Source organism: Rhizobium glycinendophyticum (assembly GCF_006443685.1).
Classification (GTDB): domain Bacteria; phylum Pseudomonadota; class Alphaproteobacteria; order Rhizobiales; family Rhizobiaceae; genus Allorhizobium; species Allorhizobium glycinendophyticum.
Genome location: NZ_VFYP01000011.1, coordinates 1 through 8089, shown reverse-complemented (window position 1 = coordinate 8089; position 8089 = coordinate 1). Strand labels below are relative to the sequence as shown.

General features: G+C 54.1%; 8 protein-coding genes. 6 read left to right on the top strand and 2 right to left on the bottom strand.

The window, feature by feature from the left end; all coding sequences use genetic code 11:
• The first annotated feature begins 449 nt into the window (after positions 1 to 449).
• Positions 450 to 938: a hypothetical protein gene (locus FJQ55_RS23225; RefSeq protein ID WP_140832590.1), complete on the top strand. Its 489-nt coding sequence runs from the start codon at positions 450 to 452 to the stop codon at positions 936 to 938.
• 335 nt (positions 939 to 1273) lie between these two features.
• On the opposite strand, the gene FJQ55_RS23220 is transcribed toward FJQ55_RS23225, so the two are convergent.
• Entirely contained in the window at positions 1274 to 1834 is a 561-nt protein-coding gene (locus FJQ55_RS23220; protein WP_140832586.1) for a transglutaminase-like cysteine peptidase, read from the bottom strand.
• Positions 1835 to 2115: 281 nt separating this feature from the next.
• Here FJQ55_RS23220 and FJQ55_RS23215 point away from each other — a divergent pair, with 281 nt between their 5' ends.
• The 5 genes from FJQ55_RS23215 to FJQ55_RS23195 all read left to right on the top strand — a co-directional run bounded on the left by FJQ55_RS23215 (position 2116) and on the right by FJQ55_RS23195 (position 7677).
• Complete coding sequence (locus tag FJQ55_RS23215) at positions 2116 to 2526, top strand: hypothetical protein (protein WP_140832582.1); 411 nt, start codon at positions 2116 to 2118, stop codon at positions 2524 to 2526.
• A 104-nt stretch (positions 2527 to 2630) separates the two neighbouring features.
• Positions 2631 to 3284 (top strand): hypothetical protein, encoded by a 654-nt coding sequence (locus FJQ55_RS23210; protein WP_140832578.1) that lies wholly within the window; start codon positions 2631 to 2633, stop codon positions 3282 to 3284.
• A gap of 57 nt (positions 3285 to 3341) precedes the next feature.
• The gene (locus FJQ55_RS23205) at positions 3342 to 4682 is read left to right on the top strand and encodes an O-antigen ligase family protein (protein ID WP_161597031.1); all 1341 of its coding nucleotides are present in this window, start codon (positions 3342 to 3344) and stop codon (positions 4680 to 4682) included.
• On the top strand, positions 4679 to 5443 hold the full coding sequence (locus FJQ55_RS23200) for a metallophosphoesterase (protein WP_140832572.1): 765 nt from the start codon (positions 4679 to 4681) through the stop codon (positions 5441 to 5443). The genes FJQ55_RS23205 and FJQ55_RS23200 overlap by 4 nt, the downstream gene beginning before the upstream one ends.
• An 86-nt stretch (positions 5444 to 5529) precedes the next feature.
• The gene (locus FJQ55_RS23195) at positions 5530 to 7677 is read left to right on the top strand and encodes a GumC family protein (protein ID WP_140832569.1); all 2148 of its coding nucleotides are present in this window, start codon (positions 5530 to 5532) and stop codon (positions 7675 to 7677) included.
• Positions 7678 to 7880: 203 nt separating this feature from the next.
• Here the strand turns inward: FJQ55_RS23195 and FJQ55_RS23575 are convergent.
• Positions 7881 to 8089 (bottom strand): hypothetical protein (locus tag FJQ55_RS23575; protein ID WP_208758270.1); only part of this gene is annotated, 209 nt, incomplete at its 5' end.

Here is an 8089-nt window from a genome sequence, read left to right as displayed (position 1 = left end):
ATCCTCGCCAATGTCGCCTTTGCCATCGAGCGCCCGGACATCCGTCCGTCGATCGAACAGGAACTGAAGGCGATTCTGGCATCACTTCTATGAAGATGATGTCAGCTTATAACTTCGAGGAGAGCAGCAATTCTCCACCGAGCTCGGTTATGTCATAGGATCGCAGCGAACAGCTGGCCGCGATGAAGCAGGATCGCCTGGAGTATCCGGGAGCATTGTAACGAACGGCACGATGGACTTGGACAAACGCCAATCGCTTTGAGCGCCACACATATAAACAGCACAGTCCCGGTCCGGTAAATCACGCGCGGGTATCGAAACATTTGCAACCGGAACAGCAGCTTGTCGACCAGATGCCCCTTGCAAGGGGGCTGCGGTAGTTCGATTTTAGCTTGTGAGCATCGAATCAGCTGCAATGGACAGGCTCGACGACTGGAGACGAACAGCGAATGACGACGCCGTTGAAAGAACTCGCAATTGCGATGGGTCTACTGGCCAGCGATCCCTCAGCGATCGCCCCGACGCTCGGGGCCCAGAATTATGTCTGGCAGGTCGCCTCGATCTCGAGTTGTAAAGCGCAGGCCAAGCCCTGCCTGCTTCTGAAAGGAAAGTGGGACTGGAAGCGCCCTCAGAGCTTTAACGTCTACGCCAATCCGCTTGGCAAGGACAGATATCGAATCCTGGTCGATCTGACGAATGACGATCCTGCCGACGATGACACTGTCTGCCTTTTCGGGCTTGTGTTCGACGGCCGAAAAAAGCTTGTGACAGGGGTGTTTAGCTCACCTTTCGTCGCCCATGGCCACCAAGAGCAGGTCGCCTACGAGGTCTCGGTTCCAAAGAATGCTGAACGGCTGCGCTTGGAATTCGGTACGAAGCAATGTGATGAGACCCTCCCGAAGGATCAGAGAACAGCGGCATCAATTCTGAAGTCTTGATGACGAGTTCGGCTCATCTTTTTCGACGCTCGCCGTGGTCACCGGGTCTGTGACCCCCTCAATGGACCGGATGACACCCGCAGTCACGGTGATCAAAAGAGCCCAGCACATACCGGACAATACGAACGCGCCCGCATAGGCTTTGAATCTAGGGGTCATCTCCAATACTCCTTAAATACACATGGTCTCTTATAGCCGTGTAAAACAGGTTAATTCCTTGGGTCGCATTTGAACGACCGGCCGGAAAAAATGATGGCAATGGGGATGACACGATTTCACAAAGTCGAGAGCACCCGCTGCTGGCAGGTGCTCTCACAGGTTTTCAGGTCGCTGGGTCAGTTCCAGGCAAGTGCGTTGGAGCCGGAGACACTGACATAGCTGTAGGCGGTGCGCTTGCGCTGCACGACGGTCTTCTTGAGATTATCGAGAACGTATTCGCCAGCATCGGTCTTGACCAGCAGAACCGCGTGCCCCTCACCCCAACGTGTACGCACCATTGCGACGCGAAGAGCGGAGGCAGGGATGCCGGCTTTGATCAAGCGGTGACGCTTGGTCATCACATAATCGTCGCAGTCGCCGTAGCGCGGATTGATGCTCCAGACATCGATCTTCTCGTTCCGAGGAATGATCGATGCGTTCACCGAGGCGTTGACCATGTGGAGCAGTTTTTGCACGCGAGGGGTATAGGAGACGAGCTTCGACTTCGAGGCCTTGCAGTCCTGAGGGTTCTGCAGGCAGAAAAGCTGCATCTGCAACGGCGCCGGCGATGCGGTGCGGGTCCTTCCCCATTCGAGCTGCCTTGCGAAACCGCCGGGTTGGAAGGCATATGATTGTGTGACGGATCCTGCGCCGACGACAAGGATTGTAGTCAGTGCTACCAATGCTTTCTTGATCATCTCGGTATTCCCTGTTCGATTTCTTTTTTTGTTTTTCGTCGGCGTTGTTCGTCGATGAGACCAACATAAACAGGACGTCCTGAGACTGATTTAAACCTTCGACTAAAATTGTATCGATCGTCGTTTTTCTGAAGAGCACAAGCAAAGATCGAAATCTCTGGCCGAAGTACACACTGCAACGGAACCATCTGTTAAGCATATTGATTAAGCTTTTTTTCACATGTGCACTTGCGAAGGAAGAAAGCCTTTGCTAGAAGAAATGCTAGGTAAGGAGTGACGCCATGAAGAAAATCGCACTATTCGCCGCTGTCGCGGCTTCAGTTATGCCATTCGCCGCACATGCGCAGTCCGCAGGTATCCCCGGTGTCGTCGCTTCGTGCACGATGCCGAACGCCGGTACCGGTGCTGTCGACGCATTCCTCAACGAAGCCAAGCTTTCTGGAACGTTGAACGATCAGCTGATTACCCAGGCTGTGGTGGCGCTCGGTCAGCAGGTTGGCGCCAGCACCAGCGTGCCGGTAAAGTCCAGCGTTTCGGCCTGTGTCGACGCATTGGCGCTTGCTGCCGTTGACCCGGCCCTTCGTGCCCGTCTTCAGCAGGTTGCGCTGGCTGTGATGAACCCAGGCTTCCAGACGGCTTCTACGGGTGGCACCAATTCTCCGCAAGGTGGTCGCCTGGGAAGCAACGACTAAGCCAGGCTTAGGTTAAAATTTCTGGAGGGGGCATGGAGACGTGCCCTCTTTCTTTTGTGTCGGCAGTGCCCGACGTCTGGTGAGATGAAAGTCTAGACTGATCAATGGCAAGTCCGGTAATCTTGATCGCAGGGATATTCGGTCTTGCTCTTGGCGCCTACGGGTTCACGCAGGAGTTGCCTGTTTTGTCCTATGGTGACGGGGCAAGCATAGGCGCGACCGAGGCGCTGCGCGACGGTGACCTTAAGCCAACAAGCTCCTATTACGGCCATAAGCGTCTGATGCTGGCTTGCATGCAGGGAATGACCGGACTTTGGTATTCGGTAGCCGATGATGCTCAGCGTCAGATGCTTGCCAAGAATTGTCTGGACTTGGCGCTTCAGTATACGGCGAAGACCCCAGTAGACTCTTTCGGGTGGGTCCTGGCCGCGCGCGCGTCGTTCATTCTTCATAACGTCGACGGTATGAACCGATACCTTGCCTATTCGAAGGCAGCTGGGCCAAACGAACAATGGATCGCCGCCCACAGAGTTGAGCTGTTCGAGACAGCACGTACTAATCTCTCCGAAATCAACAAGACCAATGCCGAGAGGGACCTAGAGCTGATGGTCACGAGCTTGACCGGCATAAGGTCGGTTGCGCAACGATATCTGTCGGACGCTGACTTTCGTGAAAGAATCACCGACATAGTCGAAACCCTTCCGGAGCGTGATCAGAGGCGGTTCATTACAAACGTGCGACGTGCGGCCTCGAACTGACGGCTGAAGGGCATTGCGCGGGGCGACATAAACAGGCGAGACATGGCAGGGGCAATTATGACACGTCCGCTTATCAACAGCATTTCGATGTGGGCTGTCGTCGTTGTGCTGACGATTACACCTTTTGCACTTGGGGGGAATCGGCCGCTCGTTTGGCCCATTGTTCTGATGGTGTTGGCTGCGATTCTCTGCCTGAACACGGCTGCGCTATTGCTGACACGTTCCAAGCCCGCGGCCTCCCTCTCGGGCTTCAAGGTCGAAGTGCTCCTCGGAATCTCTTTTTTGGCATTCGCAGTTCTGCAGATCGTGCCTTTGAGGATGTTTCAGCTATTCTATGTGCCAGACCTCCCGCAAAGTGGCACGATCAGTGTCGCGCCTGGAGAAACCCTCCTTGCCATCATTGCCTGGTCGAACGTTGCGATCATCAGCTATCTAGCTCTACAGTTCACCCGAAACGAGCAGCGCGCAATACAGTTCCTGGACATTCTGTTCTGGGTTATCACGCTTCACGCCGCATGCGGATTCCTGCTGTTTTACGAATTCGAAGATGCAACAGTCATCGGCCCGAAATGGGCTTATCTCGGGTCCATGACGGGCGCCTTTGTCAACAGAAACACCTTTGCCACTTTCCTCGCGAGCGGCGCAGTTCTGGGTGTGGTGTCGCTTGTCAGGGACCTTGACCAAGGGGTAGGTTACGGCCGCTTGAGAGCCGTACTTCTCAAACTGCCCGCAATTTTGCTTGTTCTTGCGGTGCTCAATGGGACCGGATCTCGAATGGGCCTGTTTGTCGGATTGGTCGGGATCGTCCTCGTCCTCCTACTCAGCTCTTTCAAAGGACGAAGTGGTCGATCGATCAAGTTTCGCGTTTCGATGCTGGCGCTCGGTGCGATCGTCGCCTTGCCAGTCCTCATTATTGGCTTTGGCGGTCTGACCCTTGAACGCCTTGGATCGGTTGATCGAGATGCGGATATCCGTACAGAGCTTTATCAGCAGACGTGGGAGATGATCAGCAAACGCTCGTTCACCGGATTCGGAGGAGGATCCTATGAGCTCGCATTCCCGCTCATCCATCAGCAACCGGTCAGCATCGATCTGATCTGGCAGAAGGCCCATAACTCATACCTCGGCCTTTGGGCAGATTATGGCCTGATCTTCGGCTCCATTCCCTGGTTGATCCTTCTTTGCCTTTTGGTGCGCCTGATTCACGTCTACTGGACCCGTCGCACTCCTGATTATGTCGCGATCACCTCATTATCCATCGCGACAATCGCGTGCCTCCACGCGCTTGTGGATTTCAGCCTCGAAATCCAGGGCTACTCCCTGCTCTTTGCAGCTATCATCGGAACGGCAGCTGGACGCATTGCTTCAGGAGCAGAAAGGTCGAAAAGTGCTACATGAAGAGCTTCTTTAGGCAATTTTTTCCCAGCCATCGCAAAATGCCCCGCAAACCCAGGCGCCGCTTGCAGCTCGAAAATCAATACTCAAGCATCTACGCAGTCGGCGACGTCCATGGATGCCTTGACCAGCTTCTGAGGCTCGAGGAGAAGATTGTCGCTGACGCCGCGGAGAGAGATGGCGACAAGCTGATCGTGATGCTGGGGGACTATATCGATCGTGGACCGTCCTCCTCTGCGGTCCTAGACCATCTTACCGCGCCCCCTCCTCCAGGTTTCCAGCGAATTTGCCTCGCCGGAAATCACGACCAAATGTTTGTCGATTTCTATGATGCGCCTTCGATCCATTCTGACTGGCTTGGCCTTGGAGGCGATGAAACGCTCGCCTCCTATGGAGTTTATCTGGACGACGACCTCCATCCGCTGCGAACCCAGATAAAGACACTTGTTCCTATAGATCATATTGGATTTCTGAGGGACCTTCCCTCCATGGTGACGCTTGGGGCCTTTTGTTTCGCGCATGCTGGCATCGACCCACGACGGTCGCTTGATAACCAGGACGATGAAGTGTTGCTGACGAGCCGGCCGCACGAATTCGAATGGGAGTCCTATTCCGGTCAATACACCGTCATCCACGGCCATACACCCGTCAAGGAAGTGAGATTAGGGTCTCGCGTGAACCTGGACCTGAAGGTCTACGAAAGTGGCCGGCTCGCCGCTTTGCGCATTAAGGAAGATGGCATGACAGTTCTCCTTTCGGATTAACCAACCGATTTAATTCGCATTGCACAAATGTACTGGCCTGATACACACGCCTCATCCGCCAGCCGATAGATTTTCAGGAGCATATCATGGATCAAGAGATCGACCTTAAGTCCATCATCGGTCTGCTCCGGCGCCAGTTCTGGCTCATAGTATCGGTTGTCGTTTTCACCGTCAGCATAGCCGGCGGAGCGCTTTACACGCTCACTCCGAAATATACTGCAACCACCAAGCTACTGGTCGATCTTTCCAACAAGGATCTGCTTCAGCCGGACGAACGGACCAACGTTTCGCTCAGCGATGCTAATGCTCGCGTGGAAAGCGAAGTCTCGATCCTAAAATCGGACAATGTTTATCTTGAAGTGATCAAGCGGGAAAATCTTCTTGCAGATGCAGAGTTCGGTGTTCGGCCCACGCGGTTCGATTGGCTCAAGGCCTATCTGAACATGCAGCCTTCCGCTCCTAGATCTGGGGAGGAGTTATTGGGAGAGACACTCGACCGATTTCAGAATGCCGTGTCGGTCCGGCGTGAAGGTCTAACATATATTATTGGCGTCTCCGTCACGTCGAGTGATCCGGCGAAAGCTGCACGCCTCGCGAACGCCATCAGTTCGGTGTACATTGACCAACAGTTGCAGTCAAAGATCTCGCGGACGCTGTCTTCCCGAAATAGCATCGAGGCCCAACTCAATCAGGCCAACAGCTCCCTGATCGAAAGCGAGCGAGGCTTTGATAGCTACCTCACTCAAAATCTCGACCGCATAGAAAAGGAATCCGCATCCCCTAAGATTGCTCAACTGCGATCCGAGCTGGAACGACTTAAGTCGGAACGCGACAAGGTCAGCGGGATTGCTAAGGTTGTTGAGCTCAGCGTTAACGCCAACGATGTTGGCGCTCTAACCGCAAATCTTCAAGCAGACGCCATACGCGAACTGCAAAAGAAGCAGGACGAGCTGAACAAGTCTCTCGCCACCGTCGCCGAAGGTAGCCAGCGTGCGGTAGATCTACGCGCCGAACTGCAGAAAATACAAGAAAACATCGTCGCCCAGGCGGGCCAGGAACTGACGAAGCTCCAGCAAACGGTTGCCACCTACGACGACAGAAGCGACGCGGTCCGCAATGAGATGCGCACAGCTATGCTGCAGAGCAACTTGCCGCCAGAGATCCTGACGCAAATTTATTCGCTGCAGCAGTCCTCTGAAATAGCCAGAACTCAGTACCAAAATCTGCTTCAGAGGCTCAGGGAACTCGATACGCAGGCACAGTTGCAGGTGGCCGATGCTCGCGTTGTCAATACGGCCTCACAGCCAACTACTGCGTCCTTCCCAAACAAGCGAACCTCGCTCCTTGTTGCTGCAGCTTTGGCGCTCGCCCTCGGCGGTGCAGCAGCAGTCCTCCGTGAACTTTTCGTCGGGGGCTTTACATCTGAAGAACAGGTCGAGCAGGTCCTCCGGAGTGCGTTGGCGACCACCGTGCCTCGCCAATCTCCAGGGAACTCATCTGTCAAATTTGGGGTGGCTGATTTGGTCGTCTCTGCCCCGCTTTCCGTCTTCTCAGAGAGCATAAGACGTTTGCGGGTTCTGGTCGAGAAAAGAAAGCTCGCCGCGAATAGCGTGAATGGTGAGCGAAATGGTCTCGTGATAATGGTAACGTCAACGGAGCCTAATGAAGGAAAGTCGACGACAGCACTCGCTCTGGCCCGGACACTAGCACGATCGGGTCGCAAGACTCTGATCATAGATTGTGATCTTCGAAAACCGAGTCTCAGCAAGCTAACCGGTGTCTCAGCGACGCCTTGGCTGACTCAGATTCTGCGAGGTCAGGAGTTGCCTCCCTCTGTATCTAAACAAGCGCTTACAGATCCAATGTCCGATCTGTCGATGATTTTCGGAACACGCGTGACCGACATAGCAACTGACGACCTGTTGATGGGGGACAAATTCAATCAGATACTTAACACGGCAAAGCGCCACTTCGACTATATCGTCATTGACACTCCGCCGATCGCAGCTGTGGTAGATGCATTGTACCTCGCTCGATACTCAGATCTAGTCGTATTCGTTGTTAAATGGGCAAGCACATCACAGACCCTCGCGAGGAAGGCAATCCAATCGCTAAAGACACAGGGCGGCGCTGACACAGAATACGCCATCGTTCTAAACCAAAAGGAGCGTCCGGGTTCAGGAAAATATAGTTCGTACGCGTCTTACTATGGCGGCGGCGTAGACATCGATTGACAGTTGTATGGCGTGGAATGTGAGGAATCTACCAGATACACTGGTAAGCAGCCGGCGGGAGCGAGATAGTCCGTCCAAGACCTTAGTTCAGTGCATCGGATCTCACGAGCGAAATGAACCAAAAGATCGTGAACCCTTTTCGGTCGTAAGTGCCGGAAAGTGGTGCCTTGCGAGGATGGTGCGAATGTAAATCCCCCCGGCAATTAACGGGCTTCGGAAATAGAATTTTCCTGGGCTTTGTGATCGAGGAGATATTGATGAAGACGAGCAGATTTAGCGAATCTGTCCTGAGCCCCAAAAACTGGACTGTGTTTTGGAGTGAACCCCTCGGGCTGTGCTCTGAGACCAAGCTTTGGACCGCCGGTGATTAGAGTTTTCCGGCTCTGATCACGATGGCTGGCTGGTTGCGCCA